General features: G+C 46.5%; 19 protein-coding genes and 3 riboswitches. Of the genes, 10 read left to right on the top strand and 9 right to left on the bottom strand.

Features of this window, described 5'->3' with window-relative positions; genetic code table 11:
• Positions 1–98 precede the first annotated feature (98 nt).
• Positions 99–1700: a PASTA domain-containing protein gene (locus BP95_RS0104570; RefSeq protein WP_028531512.1), complete on the top strand. Its 1602-nt coding sequence runs from the start codon at positions 99–101 to the stop codon at positions 1698–1700.
• A 134-nt stretch (positions 1701–1834) separates the two neighbouring features.
• On the opposite strand, the gene gcvPB is transcribed toward BP95_RS0104570, so the two are convergent.
• Genes gcvPB through gcvT form a run of 3 tightly spaced genes read right to left on the bottom strand, consistent with a single transcriptional unit; the run spans position 1835 to position 5768 of the window.
• Positions 1835–3292, bottom strand: a complete 1458-nt coding sequence (gene gcvPB, locus BP95_RS0104565; protein ID WP_021255044.1) for an aminomethyl-transferring glycine dehydrogenase subunit GcvPB — start codon at positions 3290–3292, stop codon at positions 1835–1837.
• A complete protein-coding gene (gene gcvPA, locus BP95_RS0104560; protein ID WP_021255043.1) occupies positions 3289–4644 on the bottom strand; it encodes an aminomethyl-transferring glycine dehydrogenase subunit GcvPA in 1356 nt (451 codons plus the stop codon). Before gcvPA ends, gcvPB begins: the two co-directional genes overlap by 4 nt.
• Positions 4641–5768 (bottom strand): glycine cleavage system aminomethyltransferase GcvT, encoded by a 1128-nt coding sequence (gene gcvT / locus BP95_RS0104555; RefSeq protein WP_021255042.1) that lies wholly within the window; start codon positions 5766–5768, stop codon positions 4641–4643. The genes gcvPA and gcvT overlap by 4 nt, the downstream gene beginning before the upstream one ends.
• Positions 5769–5869: 101 nt before the next feature.
• Positions 5870–5993: riboswitch (glycine riboswitch) on the bottom strand.
• Between the two features lie 3 nt (positions 5994–5996).
• Positions 5997–6091, bottom strand: a riboswitch (glycine riboswitch).
• 163 nt (positions 6092–6254) lie between these two features.
• A riboswitch (glycine riboswitch) is annotated at positions 6255–6363 on the top strand.
• A gap of 193 nt (positions 6364–6556) precedes the next feature.
• On the opposite strand from gcvT, the gene gcvH reads away from it, so the two are divergent.
• From gcvH to BP95_RS0104530, 3 genes are all read left to right on the top strand, one after another.
• A complete protein-coding gene (gcvH, locus tag BP95_RS0104540) occupies positions 6557–6949 on the top strand; it encodes a glycine cleavage system protein GcvH (protein WP_021255041.1) in 393 nt (130 codons plus the stop codon).
• 177 nt (positions 6950–7126) lie between these two features.
• Complete coding sequence (murI, locus tag BP95_RS29530; RefSeq protein WP_021255040.1) at positions 7127–7960, top strand: glutamate racemase; 834 nt, start codon at positions 7127–7129, stop codon at positions 7958–7960.
• On the top strand, positions 7920–8513 hold the full coding sequence (locus BP95_RS0104530; protein WP_021255039.1) for a GNAT family N-acetyltransferase: 594 nt from the start codon (positions 7920–7922) through the stop codon (positions 8511–8513). The genes murI and BP95_RS0104530 overlap by 41 nt, the downstream gene beginning before the upstream one ends.
• 122 nt (positions 8514–8635) lie before the next feature.
• Here BP95_RS0104530 and BP95_RS34465 read toward each other — a convergent pair whose 3' ends face one another.
• From BP95_RS34465 to BP95_RS0104505, 5 genes are all read right to left on the bottom strand, one after another.
• Complete coding sequence (locus BP95_RS34465; protein WP_021255038.1) at positions 8636–8938, bottom strand: DUF5316 family protein; 303 nt, start codon at positions 8936–8938, stop codon at positions 8636–8638.
• Positions 8939–9088: 150 nt separating this feature from the next.
• A complete protein-coding gene (locus tag BP95_RS0104520) occupies positions 9089–9793 on the bottom strand; it encodes a VOC family protein (RefSeq protein WP_028531511.1) in 705 nt (234 codons plus the stop codon).
• A gap of 33 nt (positions 9794–9826) precedes the next feature.
• Complete coding sequence (locus tag BP95_RS0104515; RefSeq protein ID WP_021255036.1) at positions 9827–10207, bottom strand: MerR family transcriptional regulator; 381 nt, start codon at positions 10205–10207, stop codon at positions 9827–9829.
• A 233-nt stretch (positions 10208–10440) separates the two neighbouring features.
• The gene (locus BP95_RS0104510; protein ID WP_021255035.1) at positions 10441–11193 is read right to left on the bottom strand and encodes an MBL fold metallo-hydrolase; all 753 of its coding nucleotides are present in this window, start codon (positions 11191–11193) and stop codon (positions 10441–10443) included.
• 264 nt (positions 11194–11457) lie between these two features.
• Positions 11458–12429, bottom strand: coding sequence for an aldo/keto reductase (locus BP95_RS0104505; protein WP_028531510.1), 972 nt, complete (start codon positions 12427–12429; stop codon positions 11458–11460).
• Between the two features lie 220 nt (positions 12430–12649).
• Between BP95_RS0104505 and pdxR the strand changes: the two genes are divergently transcribed.
• From pdxR to BP95_RS34175, 4 genes are all read left to right on the top strand, one after another.
• Positions 12650–14101 carry a MocR-like pyridoxine biosynthesis transcription factor PdxR gene (gene pdxR / locus BP95_RS0104500; protein ID WP_028531509.1) on the top strand — a complete coding sequence of 484 codons (1452 nt, stop codon included), beginning with the start codon at positions 12650–12652 and terminating at the stop codon, positions 14099–14101.
• 3 nt (positions 14102–14104) lie between these two features.
• On the top strand, positions 14105–15040 hold the full coding sequence (locus BP95_RS29525; protein ID WP_021255032.1) for a D-alanine--D-alanine ligase: 936 nt from the start codon (positions 14105–14107) through the stop codon (positions 15038–15040).
• A gap of 92 nt (positions 15041–15132) precedes the next feature.
• Positions 15133–15306, top strand: a complete 174-nt coding sequence (locus BP95_RS33485; RefSeq protein WP_162833950.1) for a hypothetical protein — start codon at positions 15133–15135, stop codon at positions 15304–15306.
• Between the two features lie 213 nt (positions 15307–15519).
• Positions 15520–15918, top strand: coding sequence for a DivIVA domain-containing protein (locus tag BP95_RS34175; protein ID WP_028531508.1), 399 nt, complete (start codon positions 15520–15522; stop codon positions 15916–15918).
• A gap of 268 nt (positions 15919–16186) precedes the next feature.
• Here the strand turns inward: BP95_RS34175 and ftsW are convergent, their stop codons facing one another.
• Positions 16187–17353, bottom strand: a complete 1167-nt coding sequence (gene ftsW, locus BP95_RS0104480; protein WP_021255030.1) for a putative lipid II flippase FtsW — start codon at positions 17351–17353, stop codon at positions 16187–16189.
• A gap of 414 nt (positions 17354–17767) precedes the next feature.
• Here ftsW and BP95_RS0104475 point away from each other — a divergent pair, with 414 nt between their 5' ends.
• Both BP95_RS0104475 and BP95_RS0104470 read left to right on the top strand, forming a co-directional pair.
• The gene (locus BP95_RS0104475; RefSeq protein WP_028531507.1) at positions 17768–20887 is read left to right on the top strand and encodes a GNAT family N-acetyltransferase; all 3120 of its coding nucleotides are present in this window, start codon (positions 17768–17770) and stop codon (positions 20885–20887) included.
• Complete coding sequence (locus BP95_RS0104470) at positions 20884–21744, top strand: amidohydrolase family protein (protein WP_028531506.1); 861 nt, start codon at positions 20884–20886, stop codon at positions 21742–21744. The genes BP95_RS0104475 and BP95_RS0104470 overlap by 4 nt, the downstream gene beginning before the upstream one ends.
• Positions 21745–21765 lie beyond the last annotated feature (21 nt).

Here is a 21765-nt window from a genome sequence, read left to right as displayed (position 1 = left end):
AAGTTTTGCAAAAAATCATAATTTGCTTCATAATGTCTTAGGAGAGCTCGACGTTCAGCGTTGGGCTTCCAAGCATGAATCGCGGAGGAGCAAGACATATGAGTGCTTACATTGGGGAACGTTATCAATTATGCAAGGTAATTTTGCATTTGGCAGATGGAGTTTTATATGAAGCCATAGATTTGTCACTTAAGAGAGATGTATTTATATATTTGGTAGAGAATAAGGGACTGGATAAGGCTGAGCAATGCAAGAAAGCGTTTGGTCAAATCTCGCATTTTTCAAATAATCGATTCTTCCATATGCTGAATGCAGGGACGTCCGGCAGTGATTTCTTCGTGGTGTTCACCTCCTATAACGGAATGCCGCTGGCGAAGTACATACAGCATCACGCGCTGAGTGCCAACAAGACGCTGTCCTTGTTATATGAAGTTGGTAAGGCGATTCAAGATGCGCTGGAATCGAATATTACGAACTTCTCCGTATCTGTCGACAACTTGTGGATTACGGAGGATCATCAAGTTCTTGTGATGAACTATTGGTCAGAGGCACCGACCGAGCGCTGCGGTACATTGGGACTGTGCTACTTGCTGTATCAGCTGAGCACACTGCATTTGAATGTGCCTCAATATTATGAAATGTATGAGTCGCGCTTGGCCGGTGCATTGAAGGAACTGTCTCCAGGTCAGAAGGAAGCGCTGTTGTCTCTCGTACAGAGTGTCTATTTAGGAGAAATCTCGCAGTTTTCCTTCATGCTGACGCTCCGCGAGATTATGGATTCGCCGAACATCCCTGTGAAGACAATTGGGGGCATTTATACGCCGCCCGTTCCGAAAGTGGATCCAGAGCTGCTCATCACTGCTGAGGAAGAGGCGGAGGAAGAAGAAGCCGCACCTTATGAAGCGGATAACGCGGAGAATGTGGGCCGCAAGAAAATGATACTCATTCTTGCATGTGCTGCCGTATTTATTTGCGTATTGGGCGGAGCAGTCATGTTGGCAAACTCCTTGTCGAAGGCAAATGATGCAGCGATATCTACTGATGCTCCAGAGTCTAACGATCAGGTTGCAACAGAGAATCCAGCAACAGAGCCGGGAACGGATTCAGATGCAAGCCAACAGGACTCTGGCTCTTCTACAAACGTAACAGAGCCGCCAGTGACAGATAACAATAATAATTCATCCAATGACAATTCCTCTCAAGAACGCGAGACGGAGAAGAAATCGGATGATGCGGATCGGAAGTCGACAGAGCGTGACCGTGACCGTGACCATAACCGGGATTCCAACTCGAACAATACGAGTGTAACTCCACCTACGACGCCAGAGAAGAAACCTGACGATCATACAACAGATTCTGGTACGACGAATAACGGTGCTCATGATGGTCAGACAGGGACAACGCCAGACACGACAACGCCACCAGACGGTCAGCAGCCTGATGGCCAGCAGCCAGATCCGAACACGAATACAACGACGGAACCGCCGAAGTCTGGTGAGATTGCTGTTCCTAACTTGGTGGGCTTGTCGAAGGAAGAAGCGGAGAAGCAGATTCTTGCAAGCGGCTTGAAATATGAGTATGTTCTCGAGAACTCGGATGAACAGGAAGCAGGGAAAGTATTTAAGCAAGAGGTTCCTGCTGGTGGAGCTGCGAAGAAGGGTGACAAGATTAAATTCTATGTTAGCCGAGCGAAGAAATAATTATAGCAATCTAAAGTTGTAATACTGAAGGACTGAAGGTAAGTTACATTTCGTCCAATAATGAAATGCCCCGAGTGCCGTAACCGAATTGTCGGTAGGCGCTCGGGGCATTTTGCATGTTGCTGCTTATTACATTAATTACAAGCACAGTTCAATACAGGCTTCCGTGCGGCCTGGGTTTCATCCAATCGCTTCACATCCGTATAATGCGGTGCATTCAGCAGCAGTTCAGGCTGTTCCTTCGCTTCCTGTGCGATCTGGATCATCACATCTATGAAGCGATCCAGCGTCTGCTTGCTCTCTGTTTCCGTAGGCTCGATCATCATACATTCCTCGACATTAAGCGGGAAGTAGATGGTTGGCGGATGGAAGCCGAAGTCAAGAAGGCGTTTGGCAACATCCAGCGTCCGCACGCCGTACTGCTTCAACCCTTTGCCTGACATCACAAACTCATGCTTGCATACGCCTGGATATGGAATATCGTAATAAGGCGCCAGACGGTGCATCATGTAGTTGGCATTCAGTACCGCGCATTCAGATACACGGCGCAGCCCTTCTGGACCGTAAGTGCGAATATATACATAGGCGCGCAAGAGGATACCGAAGTTACCGTTATAGGCCTTGACTCGTCCAATGGACAGCGGAGAGCCTTGATCGAATTCATATGAACCATCCTCATGCTTCATCACCGTAGGGGAAGGGAGGAATGGAATCAGCTTGCTCTTCACGCCAACAGGGCCAGCACCAGGGCCGCCGCCGCCATGAGGCGTACTCATCGTCTTGTGCAAATTCAAATGGACAACATCAAAGCCCATATCCCCTGGACGCGTAATACCCATAATGGCATTGGAGTTAGCGCCATCATAATAGAGCAATCCGCCAGCTTCATGAACAATGCTCGCGATCTCGACAATATGCTCTTCGAACAATCCGAGCGTGCTCGGGTTCGTGAGCATCAATGCTGCCGTATCAGATCCAACAGCGGCTCTGAGTGCTTCCAGATCAACGAATCCTTGTTCGTTAGACGGTATTGTAATCGTATCTAAGCCAGCTACAGTTGCACTAGCGGGGTTCGTACCATGAGAGGAATCAGGAACGATTACTTTCGTCCGCTGCTCGCCGCGGCTCTCATGGTAAGCCCGGATCATCATCAACCCCGTCCATTCTCCATGCGCGCCTGCCGCAGGCTGAAGCGTGACTTTATCCATACCAGTCAAGGCAGCTAGATCCTCTTGCAGCGTGTACAGCAGCTCTAGAGCCCCTTGCACCGTGCTTGTAGGTTGATAAGGATGGATTGCTGCGAGACCTGTCAGCCTTGCTGCATCCTCGTTAATTTTCGGATTATATTTCATCGTACAAGAGCCGAGTGGGTAGAAGCCATTGTCTACGCCGAAGTTGCGGCGTGATAAGGCGGTATAATGTCGAATCACATCAACCTCATACACTTCAGGCAGTTCGGCCTCTTGACTGCGCAGCATCGAAGTTGGGATAAGCTCTTGAATTTCGATTTCTGGAACATCACATTCTGGTAAGGAATAGGCAATCCGCCCAGGATGACTCAATTCAAATATTAGTGCTTGTTCCGGTTTCATACGCAGCTCACCTCCAGCAAGTCAATAAATTGTTCGATGTCTGATTTGGATTTTTTCTCCGTGACCGCAATGAGCATATGTCCTTCCAGTTCAGGATAGAAGCGGCCAAGATCCAAGCCGCCAATGTATCCGTTGTCCAGGAGCAGAGACTGCAATCGATCCATGTCAGTATCTTGCGGGAGACGAAGTACGAATTCATTGAAATAAGGCGCTTGGAACGCTAATCCAAGATTGGGCTTGTTATTGATATAAGCAGCTGCATAATGAGACTTCTGTATATTGAGCTTCGATACCTCTTGCATTCCCATCTTGCCCATGACGGACATATAGACGGAAGCAGCAAGAGCAAGAAGTGCTTGGTTTGAACAGATGTTGGATGTCGCCTTCTCGCGACGAATATGCTGTTCTCTCGCTTGGAGTGTAAGAACAAATCCACGCTTGCCATCCAGATCCTTGGTCAAGCCGACAATTCTGCCAGGGATGCGGCGCATATAGGGCTCTGCAACGGCAAAGAAACCGCATGTAGGACCGCCGTAAGATGCTGCAATGCCAAGCGGCTGGGCATCTCCAACACATACGTCGACACCTAGTTTGCCAGGACTCTCCAACATAGCAAGACTCAGTGGATTCGTACTCATGATGAGCAGGCCTTTATTTGCATGTGCAATCGGTTCAATGGCGCGCACATCTTCAATGCATCCGAAGAAGTTCGGGGACTGAATCAGTACGGCAGCAGTCTCGTCCGTTACAGCACGCTCCAGCTGAGCAAGGTCAGTCACGCCGTCTTGATATCCAATCTCGACCACTTCAACATTAAGTCCTCGAGCCATTGTGCGAACAATCTGTCTCGCTTCAGGATGGACAGTGCTTGAGATGACAAGCTGCTTGCGCTTCGTTGCGCCAACCGCCAGTGCTCCAGCTTCTGCAAGTGCAGTAGCGCCATCATACATGCTGGCATTGGCAACAGCCATACCAGTCAACTCGCATATATAGGATTGAAATTCAAAGATTGCTTGCAATTCCCCCTGACTGATTTCAGGTTGATAGGGCGTATAGGCGGTATAGAACTCTGATCTAGAGACTAGATGCTGAATGACTACAGGGATATGATGGTCGTATATTCCAGCACCAAGGAAGCTAGTATGGCTCTCACTGTTAGCATTGCGGGAGGCCAATTCCTTCATATGCTTCATCATGGCTGCTTCATCTAATGGTTCAGACATTGGCAGTACTCCATTGTAACGAATGGAGGCTGGGATATCGCGGAATAGCTCGTCAATGGAAGAGATGCCGATCTGCTGCAGCATGTCAGCCTGATCTTGTTCCGTTACTGGAATGTAACGATGCTTCATGATGGATTCGCTCCTTTGGCAGGGGTCGGGATTCGTTTATAAAATGGAGTCGAGACGACGCGGGCTTTCAACTGCTTGCCGCGAATTTCGACAAGAATTTCTGTATCCAATTCAGAGAATGCGGATTCAATCAAGGCCAGCCCTAGATTGCGTTTTAATGTCGGCGACTGTGTTCCTGTTGTAACTTCTCCGATCACGCGCCCATCTGCAAGCACTGGATAATGGGAGCGAGGAATGCCTTTGTCGATCATCTCGATGCCGACCAGCTTTCGTGCCGGTCCATCGGTCTTCTGCTTCGTTAATGCTACACGGCCGATGAAGTCGCCCTTATCCAGCTTGACGAATCGTGCTAGCCCTGCCTCAAGCGGCGAGATATCGGCTGTAATTTCTTGTCCATAGAGGGGCAGACGTGCCTCGAAGCGCAAGGTGTCTCTAGCACCAAGCCCTGCTGGGAGCAAGCCGAACGGTTCGCCCGCGCGAATCAGCTCATTCCATACGTGTGCTGCATCCTCTGCGGACAAGTAGAGTTCGAAGCCATCTTCACCGGTATAGCCTGAGCGAGACAGCAATGTTGATACGCCGCAGACTTGTGCATCCGATAGGAAATGGAATGGAGCGAGCGAATCAATAGGTGCCTCAGTTACCGCAGCAAGAATAGCTTGGGCATTCGGCCCTTGAAGGGCAAGCAATGCTGTGCGATTCGATACATTGGTCAAGGTAACGCCATGAATCAGGTGCTTCTGCAGCCATGCGTAGTCTTTATCGATGTTGGAGGCATTAACGACGAGCATGTAACGGTCGCTCTTCATCTGATAAATGAGAATATCATCGACAACTCCTCCGTCAGGGTAGCACATCAGCGTATATTGTGCTTTGCCATCCTCGAGCCGCGATACATCATTTGTTGTCATCTGTTGAAGAAATGTCAGGGAGGCAGGGCCGCTTACGATAAATTCACCCATATGGGAGACATCGAATAGACCTGCATGTGTACGAACTGCTTCATGCTCTCGCTGAATGCCGATAAATTGAACAGGGAGCTCCCAGCCGCCGAAGTCAATGCAGCGTGCACCCGGATAAGCAGAGTATTGATCAAATATTGGCGTTCTCTTCAATTGACTCATGAATTCACCTCGATACGCGTATTTGGACTAATCATCGGTATACGTACATAAAAAGGACAGCCGAAAGAAAAGTGGATGCATCGCATCCTCTCATTCTCTCGCTCTGTCCTTTGTACCTGAGAGTGTCGCCGATTGTCGCAAACAAATTGTTTGTTTCCGTGTCTACCATCGACTTTCCCCTTGGGTGACTGTATTCGTTTTCATGAATAGCAGTGCTCTCCAGAGGTGCGTCCGGTAAAAGTCCTTTTGCCTGAGAGATTCACCCATTCAGGCTTACTCCTTCGGCGCCGCTATGTCTCAGCAGTCTCTCCCTTTACCATCATTCGCCATTTTCAGCTGTCATCTCTACATTAGTTGAGATTTCCACACTTTGTCAATTGATATTTTCTTCACAACTGATTTCATAGCTTGTCATATTGACAATCATGCATATCTTGCAATAATCTAATGGTGTTATAATTACCCAGTTTAATCGTAATTCGCGAACGAGGAAGGTCGGGAGAGTTTGACAATTGCGATTGTCAACACCGAAGGAGCAAGTTGCCAGCCGCCGATTGGCAATGAATCTCTCAGGTTCCATAACCGCCATTCTGACGCAGCTCTGGAGAGTGCATTTTCTATGCCGCCAAAGGGGTAAGTTCAACCGCAGTTGTGGCTGTGGAGGAACGGGAACTCTCAGGTACCGAGGACAGAGAACAAGGCGACAAGGCCGCTTCCTGTCCATTTTTACGATCTCGATTGGATAGACGGCCTGATGAATGACATTATGAATGAAATGGGGCGTTGACATGAGCGAAGTGAAGAATGGATTGTTGTATAGTGAAGAGCATGAATGGGTAGTTGCCATAGAAGGCAATACGGTACGGGTTGGCATTACAGATCATGCACAATCCCAGCTGGGAGACATCGTATTCATCGAATTTCCGCCAGTAGGTACCAGCTTGTCCGCAGGGGACAGCATGGGATCAATTGAATCGGTGAAGACTGTATCTGAGTTGTACTGTCCGGTATCCGGAACAATTACGAAGGTCAATGATGGATTGGAAGCGTCGCCAGAGCTTGTGAACAGCAGCCCCTACGAAGATGGATGGATTGCAGAAGTTGAAGTAGAAGGCAGCGTTGAGGAAGCTGTGAAGCACTTGCTGAATGCAGAGCAGTACACGAAGCTGATAGATGAATAGTTGAAGGAACAATAGGTTGAGAATCTAAGAACCTGCTGTACCGGTATCATGCTGGTGCAGCAGGTTTTTTCATTTGTTATCTGACAAATTTCGATAGGATTCACCGCCGAAAAGGAGTACAATATAAGCATCGACAACTAGATGTTGCAATGTTAATAAGAATGCTAGGTGAATGGAATGACAATCGCTTTTTTTGATTCTGGAATCGGTGGAATAACCGTGTTGGCTGAGGCTATGAAGCAGATGCCGCATGAACAATATTTATTTTATGCAGATACGCTGCATGTTCCTTATGGGACGAAATCTCAATCCGAGGTAATGCGCCATGTACATTCAGCTGTGGAAGACATCATGCAGCACAATGTGAAGGCGCTTGTTATTGCGTGCAATACAGCGACAAGCATCGCAGCGTCAGAACTAAGACGGAAGTACGACATTCCGATCATCGGGATGGAACCAGCAGTCAAGCCTGCCGTGGAAATGAACCGCGACAATGGCAAACGTGTGCTTGTATTCGCGACAGCTTTAACCTTAAGTCAGAACAAATACCATACATTAGTCAGTCGAATTGACGAAGAACATATTGTGGATTCGATTCCCTTGCCGGAATTGGTAGAGTATTGCGAGCAGTTAAACTTTGATAAGGGAGTGATAGGAGACTACTTCGTGCATAAGCTTGCTGGATTGGATTTGAATCAGTATGGAACGATTGTGTTAGGATGTACGCATTATCCCTATTACAAGCACATATTGAGAGACATTATCCCTGCTCATATCCAGCTTATAGACGGCAGCCATGGCACCGTGCAGCGTCTAGCACAAGTAATGCAGGAAAACCAGCTTAAGCAGTCATCGGATACGTCAGTCCGCCCTTCAATTCAATTTATGTGTTCAAGTCATGAGCAGCAATACATAGACAAGTTACAGACTGCACTCTATACCTATCAGACCTTCGGGGGAATGGATACGAATGAACAATCAATTGTTCGAGCTGGCGGGGAGCAGTGCTAAGCTGATCCCGATGCTTCCTGAACATAAGGAAGATTTATATGAAGCAGCATCTCATCCTGATATTTGGCACTACTTGCCGCGCACCATCCGCAGTCTTACGGATGCAGAACGAGTGATTCATGATGCTGTTCTGAACCGCGAGAAGGGGACTGAGTATCCATTCGTTGTCATTGATCAGCTTACAGAGCGAATTATTGGCGCGACGAGAATAATGAATATGTCTGCCTTGCATCGATATGCCGAGATTGGCGGCACATGGTATCATCCTTCTGTATGGCGTACTCGCATCAATACAGAGTGCAAGTATTTGCTGCTGCAATATTGCTTTGAACAGCTGCATACGATTCGTGTTCAGCTGACGGCAGATGTGCGCAATGAGCGCTCGAATCGCGCCATTCAACGGCTAGGAGCCGTATACGAAGGGAAATTGCGCCGACATCGGGTGATGGAGGACGGGTATATTCGCGACTCGAATGTGTACAGCATAGTTGATGAGGAATGGCCACAGGTGAAGGAGAGGCTCGAGCAATATTTGCACCAGGTGTATGTGTAGTTATACCGCTATTCAATCGCTCAATTCGCAGTTATGTATCTATAATACAAAGAGAGGATGTGCCCACCAAGTAGATGGGGCTAACATCCTCTCTTCTTATATATGATGATTAAGCCGCTCGCTTATAGGACAAAAGTAAAGATAATGATGGATGTTATAATACTCGGCAGCCCAATTAAAAACATCGTACCGCTGAATTTAATATTTCTTCGATGGTCTTCTTCTGGAATATGGCCCATATTAAATTTAAGCTTCGTATCATCCCTGAATAGACCCGAGAAAAGGGAACCGACTACCCACAACCCTAAACCTAAATAGCAATTGATGTTGAATAAGGAGCGGAGATCTCCATTTTGCCAAATGTACACATACAATAATGAAAGTACAATGAAAACGAGCCCAATTGCAAGACGTCGTAAGATCATATCATACCTCCTCGAATTCCACTATTACCCATCATACACCAAATTCAACCTATGTGAAAGTTAGATCAAAATAAATTCGAATAAAATCAATCAAATAAACGAGTAATGAATTTATGATGGCGATCAAGGAGACTTATGAAGCCAGCATCCTTACGAAGTTACTTGTACACCCTGAGATGTACATAGAATACGGAATGTATCGTTATCCTTATTCAAGACAACGGCGTTAAACCCTGATGTTTCATTTGTATCGGTATGGTGAAGTGATAGCCAACCACGATCAAGCAAGAATATCCGATCCAGGCTGCCGGAATCTGTTGCAATGGATGCTTGCAGCTGGTAGGCGCTGGAATACACAGTTAGATCCTCTTCAATATTCGTTGTTTGAATTTCGACTCCAGTCAATGTATATGCACTAGGCCAGACACGCGATTGCTCGTACTCGATTAACCACGGCATGTGTGGTCCAATGTAGGCCGTCTGAAAAGAGATGCTGGTTCCGTCTTCTAATGGAGCGAATTGATGGTTAGATCCTATATAAGGTATTCCTAGACTTCTTGCAGGTTCAATAAATGAAGACAACCCCCCTGTTAGTTCTAATGCGACTCCGAAAATCCCTGCACGCTGAGAGGCAAATGCAGCGAATGCTGAGCCCAATGGCGTCTTCTGTGCTTCTTCTAAATCCTCTAAGGCGATGAGTTCAATAAATCCCTCTCTTAAATAGGCAACCTGCCCAATTGTTCCCGGGAACGGAATGACTTGCTTCGTAAATATAATGCCGGTAGTCTCTTGAATAAGATGGACGGCTTGAGACAAATTAGGTACTGCCAGTGTAACATGATCCAAAAACAGCATAGGAAATCCCTCGTTTCTTCTCAAATTACAATATTAATTGTCTGTTATATGTTGCTTCCAATGAGTAACTAGTTTTTCTAGTTGCAGCTCTGCTTCTCGTAATAATTGAATCTGTTCTCTTATCTCCTGAAGTCGTTCTTCATAAAATGCTGCAGCGCATTCAGCTTGATGATTGCTGTTATTGCTGTTACGCCCTGGCAACCCTTCACAGTTCTGAATCAGGCGCGCTATCTCATCAGTGCTAACTCCAAGCTTCAAGAATAACTGGATCAGCTGAACGCGCTGGACATCGATGTCTTCGTATATGCGATACCCATTCTCTGAACGAGCGGGGGACAGCAGATGCTTCTGCTCGTAATAACGCAGGGAACGAAGACTGACTCCTGTAAGCTTAGATAATTCACGAATATGCATTGTTGGTACCAACTCCTTCATAATGCGGCCACAAACATAGTGTAAAGGATGACATGATGTGAAGGTCAATACGTAATAATCAACATTTCTATGAGCGAGCAGGAAATGTAAGAGTAGGAACCAGTGAGGTGGTTATTTCATTATTAGATTTGAAAAGTGTATGGTGTGTTGATTTCAAAAGAAAAGAAGAGGGCAGCTAACCACAATAAGATGTTGGTTAGCTGCCCTCTTTATTATGGCTTCGTTATCGACGAATGTGATAGTTGCAGGATCTGATGGTGTATGTTCTGTTCGGACAGACCGCCATGATAACAGATGACGGTGTCAATCGGATATTTGGCCAGCTTGGAGAGAGAGTGAATTGCGCTGTTCATGTCCAGCGTCGCATGCGGGACGGGGCCTTGCAGCATTCCATCGACGCTTATCATCGCGTCGCCGGCTATCAAGATACGGCTGCGCTCCAAATAGATGCTGACATGCCCTGCTGTATGGCCAGGCGTGTGGATAATGTGGATTCCGCCACAGTAAGGAAGAACTTCATTATCCGTAATCAATCTGGTTACATTCGCTGATGGATGTATGTTACACATGGCCAAGACCTTAGGACGATGTTCTTCTGGCAGCAGCGGCAGAAGCTTCGCCATAGCTTCATGGCTTGTCTTAATGAGTGGAGATTTGCCTTCTATGTAGGGGGCGTCTTCGTGGTGTGCTATCACCTCGAGATGGCCATCCTTGGCTGATACCACATCAGGCAGACTCCCGATATGATCGAGGTCTTGATGGGTAAGCAGGACAGCATGCAATCGATCGAGCGGCACGCCTGCTTCTTGCATCGCATGCTGGATTCGAATCCAATCCCCTGGCATCCCAGTGTCGATTAGTATTGCATCCTCTTCATCCCATATTAGAGTAGGATGAATTGCTACTGGTCCTCCGATGCCTTCAGATTCCAACTCTAACATCATGACTCCTGGTGCAACGATCATAGTATATCCCTCCATCGTGAGTAAGGTTTGCCATTGCGTCTTAGCATAATATGTTTTATCACGGATGGTATTCAATATCAATAATTAAATAATATATCATAACAGATAAATAAATTATTGTCAATATGCACATCGAATCATTTTGTAAATTTGATCATCTTGAATTTACGATATTGAACGAAAAAATCGTATTCAACAGAAGAAAAGCGGCATCCGGATGGATGCCGCTTGTTTCAGTCATCTATATCGCTGTGTCAACGATGATTAAGGCAGCATACGGCCTCTCGTGCTGACATAGAGAGAATACCATTCTTCACGTGTCAATGTAATGGAATTTGCATCCTTGCAAGCGCGGATCCGCTCTGGATTAACAGTACCAATTACAGGCTGAATATGTGCCGGATGTCTCATTAGCCATGCAAGTACAATCGCTTCGCAAGTTGTGTTGTATTGGGAAGCTAGCTTCCGAACAAGCTTCGCGGTAGCTTGAACCGATTCGGGTTCATTGTCAAGATTTCGTCCAGAGTACAAGCCTTGCGCCAGCGGTCCCCAAGATTGAATTTGAATGCCATTCATGCGGCAGTATTCGAGTGTTCCATCTGGGAAGGTATCGTCAGCAGAAGCTGCTTGATTCACGTGCACGCCTGCATCCAGCCAGCCATAGCGGGCTAAGCTCATTTCCAACTGATTTGCAACGAACGGTTCATTGAAGCATGATTGCAGAAGTCGAATCTGACCAGCACTCATATTGGATACGCCGAAATATCGCACTTTGCCGGATTGCTTCAATTGGTTGAATGCTTCAGCGACTTCTTCCGGTTCCAACAGAGGATCAGGACGGTGCAACAGCAATATGTCCAAGTATTCAATACCGAGACGACTAAGAATGCCGTCGACACTCTCTAAGATGTGAGACTTGGAGAAATCATATCTTCCCGGAATATCACCATCAGCGAAACGAATGCCGCATTTGGATTGGATAATAATCTTCTCGCGTAATCCTGGTTGCGCTTTCAGCACGTCGCCAAATACTTGCTCCGCTTTGCCGCGGGAGTAAATATTCGCATGGTCGAACATGTTGATGCCAATCTCAAGCGCCGCTTCAATAGCAGCTTCCGCACGCTTCACATGTTCATTTGTATACGGCTCATTATCCCAGCTTCCGCCCATTCCCATGCAGCCAAGCACGATGCGGCTTGCCGGAATTCCACGTTCATTCAATGGTAACGTTGTCACAAGCAATCACTCCAATGTAGTAGTCAATATTAATAGTAATCGTGTTGCTTCCTAGAGCTCGTCCAAATCATATCTGGATGATGCATACTAGTTTACTACAGCAGAGTGCTAGATTCCACTATCACATCGACTAAGAACCGCATCGGTTGTAAAATAACCTGAATGTGGTTCTTCTCATTTGGAAGGGTTTGTGCCAAGATAAGAAAGGGGAGTTGAGCACATGTTCCAAGATTTTAAGCTGATCCCAGGGAGACCAGCTTATTTGCAAGTTAGAGATTATTTGCGACTGCTCATTAATCGCGGATGGCTTACAGCTGATCAGAAGCTTCCCTCGACAAGGGAGCTTGGCAATGTATGGGGTGTAAGCCGCAACACCGTTATTGCAGCTTATCAAGAACTTGCTGATGAAGGGCTCATCTATTCAATCCCTGGGCAGGGCAGCTATGCTTCACCTGCTGAACGAGCCGATACAATTATAGCAAATATGGACTGGAACAAGAGAATGAGCGAGAAGGCGCAAACTGCTGAGCGCATGGATGTGATGAAACACGGTGTACGCGGCGAGCGCGGAATGATCTCGTTTATGAGTATTGCGCCAGATGAATCATTATTTCCACTTCAATATGTTAAGCAGGCATTGGTAGACCGTATTGCAGCCGAAGGCGAGATTATGCTGAATTACGGATATGCTCAGGGATATCAGCCGCTAATTGAAGAGTTGAAGCAATATATGGAATCTAAGGGCATTGATATGAAGGGCAGGGATATGCTCATTACGAACGGCTTCACGGAAGGACTCGATATTGTCCTATCTGCTATGGATAAGCGTCATGGGCGTGTCATTTGTGAGAATCCTACCCATCATAGTGCCATTAAATTGTTCAAGATGCATGGCCTCGAGATCGAAGGCATTGCGATGGAGCACGATGGGATGAACATGGAACAGGTAACGAATGCCTTAGAGGAACGTTCCTATGATCTGGCATACTTAATCCCATCCTATCAGAATCCTACTGGAGTGGTGATGTCTCCTAGCAAGCGGATGACTGCAATCCGCTTATTTGCCAAGCACGGCATACCCGTAATCGAAGACGGCTTTAGTGAGGAACTGCGCTATTCAGGTGCGCATGTCGCACCACTTATTGCCTGCGCTGGCGGGGCTAATCATGTTATCTATATCGGGAGTTTCTCTAAAATTTTGTTTCCAGGAATGAGAATCGGCTGGATTATTGCAGATGAGCAGCTCATTTCATATCTCGTTAGTATGAAGAGGGCTCGAACGATCCATACCTCAACATTGGATCAAGCGGTACTCTATCAATACTTACACAATGGGCATTTTGAATCTTATTTGAAAAAAGCCAAATCCGTATATAAACGCAAGTACGAATGGGCTGTACAGTGTTGTGAACAACATATTCCACTCCGCAGATTATGGGGCGATGGTGGACTCCACTTATTTATTGAACTGGATCCTTCGGTTAATGTTGAGGATGTACTTATGAAGTGCCGTGAACAGGGCGTTCTATTTACACCTGGAAGCCGATTCTACACAGATGGAGGAGGCGCCAACACATTCCGCATTGGATTTTCACGCGTATCGGAGCCAGACATCGAGCGAGGGACTCGAATCATAGGGAACGTAATAAAGCAAATCATCCAGGGGGGATAACAGATGAAGGTTGGTATCATTATGGGGGGCGTGTCTACAGAACGGGATGTCTCGCTTATGACAGGTCAGGAAATGATGAAACACCTAACTGGCAAATATGAAGCGGTACCTATTGTATTGAACAGCAAAGCAGAGCTGATTGACAAGGTTGCAGGGATTGATATCGCTCTCCTCGCCTTGCATGGGGCGTTCGGTGAAGACGGTACCATTCAAGGAACACTTGATACGCTCGGGATTCCGTATACCGGGGGCGGGATATTATCAAGCAGTTTATGTATGAATAAGCTGCTGACGAAGAAGCTAGTGAAGTTTGAAGGCTTCGCAACAGCGGATTGGCTTATGCTGCGATCGAATTCCGCCTATGATATCGATCGGATTGAGGCAGACCTAGGTTATCCGCTCGTCATTAAGCCAAACGCAGGCGGATCCAGCATCGGTGTACAGTTGGTGCACAATCGTGATGCGCTTGTCGCGGCCTTAGAGGAAGCGTTCCAATATGATTCGGAAGTGCTGATTGAGCAATATATTCAAGGCGAAGAGATCACATGCTCCATATTAGATGGAGCAATGCTGCCGATTCTATCGATTAAGCCGAAGGGGGAATTTTTCGATTATACCTCCAAGTACGAAGATGGTGGTGCGGACGAGGTAGTTATCGAGCTGCCGGAGCAAGTGATGCAGCAGGTTAGCCGGACTGCTCTTGGCGTATATGAAGCTGCGCAATGCAGTGTATACGCTCGTATTGATATGATTTTACATCAAGGAACTCCGTACGTGATTGAAGTCAATACGCTTCCTGGGTTGACGAAAAACAGCTTATTGCCTAAAAGTGCACAAGCAGCGGGGATATCGTACGGTGAGCTGCTTCATCGTATTATCGAAATCTCACTGCAAGAACGGACTTATATAAACGGGAATGCTGCTGTAGTGAATTCCTAATCCACTACAAACAATGTGATGGATAGGTATGGAAATGCATGTTCATGCACATAATAACCTTCGATCCTAGGTTAGGGAAAGGAGGGGCAGCAATGAACAACAAGCAATCTCATGATGATCAAGTTGCTACAAAAGCAGAGGTTCAATCCACGAAGCTGAATAAGCTTCCTGTTCCTGAGCAGGCCAATAATGTGGAGTTTAGTGCAGAAGCTTTCGAACAAGCGGGAGCGAACCGTTCCGCAGCTAAGGACAACGATACCGTGTAATCGTGTAGGCACCTTGCCTCAGTCTTATCATACAAGACTGGGGCATTTTCCGATTTGACGCGGGCAAAGAAGGATTTTGTTTGCCATTTACTTACAGGTTACAAGGAAACACTTGAAATGTTCGGTTAGTGCTGATAGTGTGTTCTTTAGATAAAATCGATCGCAACTTGGAATAGGAAGGCGATCCGGTTGGCATGGAACGGAGGAACAGAGATGGAAGAGAATAAGAACGATCAATATGATCATCAGAAGGAATTGTTTGAGCAGCTAGGAATTACGCTGGATGCATTCACCATTCATCAGAAGGATTTTCAGATCAAATTCCGTGGATATGATCCCGATGAAGTAGATGCATTCTTGGATGATATTATTAAGGATTACAGCCAATTCTATGCGGTAATCTCTGATCTGTTGGAGAAATACAAGGAATTGAAGCTGCAAGAACGAGCAAATAAGATCTCAATGATGCATCGTGAACGTGAAGAAATCGTAAACACGGAGCCGTCTGTGGATGTCAAATTCATTGAGGAAATCGTTCGTAAAATGGAGCATAATATTACGGAATTGAAATATCGTATGACCATTGGTCAGGATTCGAACAAAGAAATATAAACAGACTAGGCGATGCACGACTGCATGTTGTACCGCAAATCGAATACATAAAGATACCCGCGGAGTCGCGGGTTTTTTGGCATGTTCTAAAGTTCGTGTTCTTATCCGGTAAGTCTCTGCGTGCTTCATGGTATTACAGCAGTGTGCCGCAATATCATATTGGCGTGCTAAATTGATTCGATTCAGATAAGTGATAGCCGCTTTCAGATTTCTGGCAGCTGCTTTTACTTAGAACGAGACCGATCGATACCAACAGCTAATGAAATAGTTAATGCGCTCCAATCTTTCTTTCATGAGTAAACCTCGTTTTCCTTTTTATATTTTTACTTTCAGCCTGTTGAGTCTCATAGGTGTAGCGAGAGATGTTCAGCAGCATGCCAACCGAAGTCATACACACAATCAGGGAAGAGCCTCCATAGCTGATGAAGGGAAGCGGGATACCTGTAATCGGCAGAAATCCAGTGGCAGCACCTATGTTCATCACAAGTTGGATGCCTATCATAGAAATAATCCCCGTACCAAGGATTAGTCCGAACGGTTCATTGCAACGCAAGGCTACAAGCAGTCCACGAGCAAGGAAGAGGAAGTAGAGCAAGAGAAAACAGATTGTACCTGATAACCCCCATTCTTCCGCAATGATGGAGAAAATGAAATCTGTGTGTGCCTCTGGCAGGTAAGACATCTTCTGTATGCTCTGCCCAAATCCAGTCCCAGCAATCCCGCCATGGGATACAGCATATAATGATTGAATCAGCTGATAGCCGCTTCCATCAGGATCGTCCCACGGATTCATAAAGGAAGTAATCCGCTTCAACCGATAGCTTTTGAACACGGCGAGGAATATGATAATGGGCGCCAGTCCTAGCAGGATGGAACGAAGATGGGACAGCTTTGCACCACCGACATAGATGATAACCCCGGTTACAATGATGATAAGCAGGGAAGAGCCGAAATCCGGCTGTTTCAATATTAATAAGGCGATGCAGCCAACCACGAATAGGAGTGGAAGCAGCCCGAGCTTGAAGCTGCGAATCTTGTCTCCCTTGCGGGCAATGAGAATAGATGCATATAGCAGCACAAATAATTTGATGAACTCCGTCGGTTGTATGGTGAAGCCGCCTATCATAAGCCAGCGCCTTGCACCATTAACATCCTTGCCAATGAGCAGGACGAGCAGTAAGGTGGCAATGGAGCCGAAGACAAGCAGGACAGATAGCTTCTTGAGTTTCGGGTAGGGAATGCACATAAACAGCAGCATAAGAACGAATCCCACACAGGCAAATCCGAGCTGGCGATCAATGAAATACCAAGGTTGTTTATAATATTGCAACGCGGTATACGAGCTTGCGCTAAATGTCATCATGATTCCGAAGCTTACCAATAAGACAGTTAGCAGCAGTAGGAGAAAGTCCGGTCTTGTTCTCCGTATTTTCATACTAGTTCCACATCCAATCTACCTAAGACGCTATGTACTGTGATTAAGAACGTATATTCTAGATCTACAAATTGAAAATCCCTCTATATACGCTAGAGGGGGATTCAATTATGCATTCGAAGCTATACAACAAATGAGTTGCAGTAAATGAAAGGAACGTCCAAAGTCAGGGAATCGTAAGGATGGCGACGATGTAAATTCCAATATATGGACATATGAATAATCATATCGTAGCTGTTCACGATTGAGCTTGTCAACTAGATTTTGGACTGTTTTACGAGGGAGAACGTGATTTCGAAAGTGTATTTCAAATGTAACATTTATCCACTGATATGATGATATAATCAACAGTGGCGATGTCACATAATGGCATCTCCGCTAGCTCTAGTTGAAGTAATCTTGGGAGGTTGCGGTATGATTCGTACAATCCAAATTGAGAAGTATCGACCCGAATTGGCAGCAGCGATCGCCGACATGTGGAATGATAGTCATGAATCATTCGGCGGCGGAAATTCAAGGATGACGGCACAGCAAGTGCGGCAGAGGGAGGAGAGTGCGGATACTCTAGACTTATACTTAGCGCTAGACGGCGAACGGGTCGTAGGCTATTGCAAAATATGTGAGTATCGGGAAGACACGGGCGCACTGTATGTGCATTTATTAAATGTCCATCCCGACTATCATGGGCAGAAGATTGGCAAGCAGCTCTTACATCAAGTCATTGATGACACGATTACATTAGGATGGCCAAGATTGGATTTGTACACGTGGCAAAGCAATACGAAGGCGGTTCCTTTATATAAAAAATGCGGATTCTTCTGGGAGGATCGGGATGAAACGACACATCTCATGAACTTTATCCCAACGGTAGTCCGCACAGAAGCATTGGCATATCATTTTGAGTATTTTGATTGGTATCAGGATTCCGTGAGAGAAATCACCCTCGCACCTGACGGCATCAAGCAGAATGGGTTCGACTATTATCGGTATGAGTGGGAGAAGTCCGGCAAGAAGCTGAGAGTGGAATTTGAACGAAGAGGACGCGGTATGAGGCTGATTGATACGGATGATTATATATTGACGGCCGAGATCGCGCAGCCGGATCTGATTTGCGGAAGAACCTACTCGATTCACTACCATCTCGTAAATAAGTCAGGGAAACCTCTTCATATCGAACTTCAAGGGAAGAGTGATCGTAATATTCATTTTGATTGGCAGTCATCAATTGATGTAATTGGAGAAGCAACCCTCCAGGCAGAATTCAATGTTCAGCAATTGCAGGAGGAAATCAGCCAGTGGAGAACGACTCCAACTGTATGTACAGAGCTGTTGATCAATGGGAAATCCGCACAGTTCCGAGTCGGTGTTGTTCCGAAACAGCCCGCTGCTGTGGAATTGAGGCTTCCTGATCTCGGCGCCTTCCATAGGAAGCAAGGCGTTGCCTATCTTGACATCGCAAGTCACCTGGCAGAGTCAGCGACGTTCCGCTTCATGCTCCCTTCTCAAGATCAGATCGATTGGGAACACAGCCAGTTCGAAATTCAGATCGAGCCGCTCTCCTGCAAGTCCATTCCACTCCGGTATCAAGTTCTTCAATTCGGTTATTACCAAACCGAGCTTCTTATACAAGTTGAGACAGGGTCTGGCGAATCATTGTCATTCCTTCCGTTAATCAGTGCGTCATTCCCAGGGATAGGTGCAGCTTACGGGGGGCGTTGCAACTCAGGATGGCAGATTGGACATGGAAAATATGCAGTATCTCTCATGAAGGAGCATAACGACACAACGCTTAGCTGCGTCGGAATGGACAAGCACATGAGTCTCTTATTTCCGAAACTAGGCAAGCCATTTTCGGATGAGTTCTCCAAGGCAGCGCCTAGTCATGTGTCTTTTGCAAAAGAAGAGAACGGAGCCATGGTGAAGGAAGTGCATTACCGCTCCTCAGCTTTCCCGGGCGTCTTATTGAAAGTAATGACTCGGCTTCATGGTGATGGCATCGTTGAACGCTGGTTCGAAGCAACGAATGAAGGGGATAAGCCGCTGCTTGAAGATTTATGGATATCCCAATCCGTTCGTCATGATCTCTACCGCGCTATCATTCCTTATGCGGGTCAGTTTGTAGAAATGAATGATTCTATCGGAAGTGAATATGAGTTCTGGGATAGCAACCTAATAACGGAACGTTGGTTATTCAGCCGCGGAGACGAGCTGCCGATCGGGATAAGCTGGGGTAAGAAATACGAATTGAAGTTTCAAGGCTGGTATATGGATTTGGATACGAATATAGGGATGCTTGATGCTTGGAAGACAGTGAAGAGTGAGCCCATATTCATTTCAATGGGAAGCTTTGTGGATTGGAAGGCATTTCGAGCTTGTTCCAGGCAGGAGGGATGGGATGAGCATATCGAACTTACCCCTCAGACGCAACTGCAGCCAGTAGACCGGAATCCGTTCGTGAAGGGCGAACCTACCATGATCTTGGAGGATCGGAAACATGGCATATGGAGCGGCAATGTGCAGATGTCATACCGCTATTCGGCAGAGATTGAAGCCCAGTGCTCCATATCGCCTGAAGAGGAGGTAACGCGAGCAAGCGTGACGTTGCGGCCACTTCTTCAATCGATTGATGTTGTTGATGCTCACACATGCTTGGATGTAGAGCTAGGGCAGTATCATTCAGCAATCTTCCGTCAGTTATCGAGCCCGATTGATTGCACCGAGACGGTGGAGTCGGAGTATACCGTATACACGGTTGATAACGGAGTTATTCGGATGAAAGCGGCACCTGACTATTATTCTTCTCTGTTCTCGCTCGAAGTTGAAGGGGAAGAATGGTTAATGAGTAATTTCCCAGCTCGGGACGTTAAGTCATGGTGGAATCCATTTGTCGGTGGGCTTTACTCCAGCCTCGATCAGCTTACGATGCTGTCAGCCTTAAAACAAGAACGGTCTGCACAATTTGTTAAGCTGTATGATCAGCATCGTAATGAATGGCAGGGAATTCGGGTTGATCTTCATATTCGTGAGCATGAAAAGTATAAGGGGATTCGATTGAGCAATTATTATTTACTGTTGCCAGGTGTACCGGTATTATGCCAATTCACAGATGTGCATCAAGCTTCTCAAGCTTATTTGAATGATCGATTGGAGCAAGAAATGTTCATTAATAACGGGGAACCTGAGCAAAATAGCTGGCTCGAAGCGCATTCTTCGAACGGAAAGCCAATCGCTTTCCCTCAAGGTAAGGGAGTTGTCGATGTATATGAAAATTCTGATTATCGATTCGGTTCCAGGGATAAGACAGCCATTATGCACATCGTTACGGATCATACGATTTCTCGCTCGAGCGTGTATGCCAATAAAGAAGTGACACATACAAATGTGATTCACAAGCTGCACATCCCGAACGGTCATACTCAGCGTACTACTCCCGTTATGCTGATGTTCTCGATGGAAAGAATCGAACCGGAGGCGCTAACCTATCTTCGTGCTATTCGTTTTCCGCAATCTGAGCCGGAGGTGGTCAAGGGGTGAAAATCATTGATGCCCATATGCACCTGTCCCGAATCGAGGAGTTCCAGCGTACGGCAGACGAATTATCCAAGGTAGATTACAGTGTGAAGGGGCTTCTGCAAGAATACGCACAGCATGGTGTTGTCTTCGGTATCGGAATGGGGCTGGCAGAGACGAAAGCAGAGGGATTCCCTGATGCTGAGGCCCATAACCCGATGGTACTTGATCTTGTTGATGAGCTCCCTCCTTCGATTGCTTATTGTATTGGTATCAATCCCTATCAATGCGATGAAGAGGCATGGGCACGGATAGAGCTCGAACTGCAGAAGCCGCAAGCAGTGGGATTGAAATTGTATCTTGGCTATTATCCATTCTATGCATTCGACAGTGTCTATGATCGGGTATATGAGTTGGCTGCCAAGTACGAGGTTCCGGTTGTATTCCACTGTGGAGATACGTATTCAGAACGGGGGCTGCTGAAATACGCCCATCCGTTAACGATTGATGAAGTGGCCGTGAAGCATCGTGATGTGACGATGATGATGGCACACTTCGGTGATCCATGGGTACTGGACGGAGCAGAGGTCGTATATAAGAATCGAAACGTGTATGCAGATCTGTCGGGGCTGCTTGTGGGAGATTCAAGGCGATTTGCGCGTTTGGACGAGGAGTCGCCATTATTTTTTCAGCATTTGCGCCACGCCATCGTGTATTGTGACCGCTATGATAAGCTGCTCTTCGGAACAGATTGGCCACTTGCTCCGATTGGAACCTACATTGACTTTGTGAAAACGGTCATTCCGGAGCGTCATCATGAGGAAGTATTTTATCATAACGCCTTGCAAGTATTTCCTAAGATCAGACCCCTAGTTGGGTAATGGCACAAAAATACGAATAAA

Origin of the sequence: Paenibacillus sp. UNC217MF, assembly GCF_000686865.1 — a bacterium.
Taxonomy (GTDB): domain Bacteria; phylum Bacillota; class Bacilli; order Paenibacillales; family Paenibacillaceae; genus Paenibacillus_B; species Paenibacillus_B suaedae.
Note: the sequence above shows the minus strand (reverse complement) of the source record. Positions and strands in the feature narration are given on the sequence as shown.